The sequence below is a fragment of the Arcobacter sp. CECT 8985 genome (assembly GCF_004116495.1).
Taxonomy (GTDB): domain Bacteria; phylum Campylobacterota; class Campylobacteria; order Campylobacterales; family Arcobacteraceae; genus Malaciobacter.
The window spans coordinates 1-2,320 of the sequence record NZ_PDKC01000067.1 but is presented as its reverse complement, the minus strand read 5'-3'; the positions used below and the strand labels follow the sequence as shown (position 1 = coordinate 2,320).

At 33.5% G+C, this 2,320-nt stretch carries 1 protein-coding gene; it reads right to left on the bottom strand.

Features of this window, described 5'->3' with window-relative positions:
• Positions 1–30 precede the first annotated feature (30 nt).
• Positions 31–2,262: a formate dehydrogenase subunit alpha gene (locus tag CRU93_RS13965; protein ID WP_129104794.1), complete on the bottom strand. Its 2,232-nt coding sequence runs from the start codon at positions 2,260–2,262 to the stop codon at positions 31–33.
• Positions 2,263–2,320 lie beyond the last annotated feature (58 nt).

Here is a 2,320-nt window from a genome sequence, read left to right as displayed (position 1 = left end):
CATTCTTGCCATTTCACTCATAACCTACTCCTACGCTCTTTCAATTCTACAAAGACCTGCATTAAACTCAGGTATCTGAGTTATTACATCGAATCCGTAGTTTGTAATTGTGTTTGAACTCTCACCATTAACATATGGTTTTGTACCCTCTGGATATCTATGAGTTAAATCAACTCCTTGCATCATTCCTGCAAAATTATAAGGCATTGCAACACGGTCAGGTGTTACACTGTAGTTATAATATGCTTTAATTTTTATCTTAGTTCCTTGAGGAGAGTGCAACCACATATCTTCTTTATCTCTAATTCCGTGTTTAGCTGCTAATTCTGGGTGAATATGAGCAAACATTTCAGGAGTAATATGAGAAAGATATTTACTTGTTCTTTCAATCATACCTGCACCACTTAAGTTTACTAATCTCATAGTAACTATCATAGTTGGGAACTCTTTTGACCAATCTTTTTCACTTTGTTCTGATTCAAACTTAACATCAACTCTAAAGTTATTTTTTTGATCAGGATAAGTTGGATATTTTTTAACTAAATCAAATCTTGGAGAGTGAATTGGCTCTCTATGCATTGGTATTTGATCAGGGAATGTCCACACTTTTGCTCTTGCTTTTGCATTTCCATAAACGCAAACTTCAGCTTCATTACATTTTTCTTGAATAATTCCACTTAAATCAACTTTCCAGTTTGCACCCATTTTTCTTTTTTCTTCTTGTGTTAATTTAATTCCTAAAACTTTTTCAATATTTGCTTTAGTAATCTCTGGGTATCCACCTTTAACTTTTGAACCTTTTACACTTACTCTTTCATCTGGTAATTGGCTAACTCCATCATGTTCAAGACCAAATCTATTTCTAAATCCCATACCACCTTCATTTACTGGTGTATCAGGATTATATAAAATAGGACTTCCAGGATGTTTTGTATCCCAACATGGCCAAGGTAATCCATAATATTGACCTTTCATTTTTCCATAACCTGCTAAAGTTATTGGATCAAATAAATGCCAATTTTCTTGATGTTCTCTTAATCTTTTTGCTGTCCATCCACCAAGACCAATTGTTTTTACTGTTCTTGCTAATTCATTTGCTGCATCATCTGGCCATACAAAATCATCTTTTACTTTTTTTATTTCACCATCAACTATATCATGTTTCATACCACTAACAAACTCATCATAAAAACCGAATTTTTTAGCAAATTCAAACATGATTTCATGATCAGGTTTAGATTCATATAAAGGATCAACAACTTTACTTCTCCATTGAGAAGATCTATTACTTGCTGTTACACTTCCTTCAGTTTCAAATTGAGTTGCTGCAGGTATGATATATATTCCATCTTTTCTATCACTTAAAATTGCAGCTTCATTTACAAATGGCTCTGCAATAACTAATAAATCAAGTTTTTTAATTGCTTCTTGAATTTTAACTTGTTGAGTCATAGATGTAATACCAGTACCTTGAACCCATAAAGCTCTAATAGGACTTGAAGAATAAGTTTTCTCTTCTTGTAAAACTCCTTGCCACCATTTTGCTAGTGAGAATCCTTTTTCATTCATCCATTTATGAGAATGGAATCTTCCTTTCATCCACTCATAATCAACACCCCATGCTTTAGAATAATATTTCCATGCATCATCACTTAATCCATAATATCCAGGAAGAGAATCTGCTAAATTACACATATCAGTAGAACCTTGAACGTTGTCATGTCCTCTAATAATATTACATCCTCCACCTTTTTTACCAGCATTTCCTAATACTAATTGAAGTATAGGAAGAATTCTAGTATTTGATGTACCTGTACTATGTTGTGTAATTCCTAATGCCCAAACAACAGTTGCAGGTTTAGAAGTTGCGAATAATCTAGTGATTTGAATAATTTTATCTGCAGGAATTCCTGTAACATCTGCTGTTACTTCAGGAGTCCATTTTTTTGCTTCTTGTCTTACTTCATCCATACCATAAACACGACTATCGATAAACTCTTTATCTTCCCAGCCATTTTTAAATATAAGGTGTAGCATACCGTAAACAAATGCAACATCTGTACCAGTTCTAATTCTTAAATAATGATCTGCTTTTGCTGCAGATTTTGTATAAACTGGATCAACCACAATTAGTTTTGTATTATTTCTGTCTTTTGCTTGAAGGAAATGTTTAAACCCAATCGGACAGGCAGAAGCTGAATTTGCTCCAATCATTAATATAGCTTTTGAGTGTCCAACAACATCACCAAAGTGATTTGTCATAGCACCATAACCCCATGTATTTGCTACACCGGCAACTGTTGCACTATGTCAGATTCTT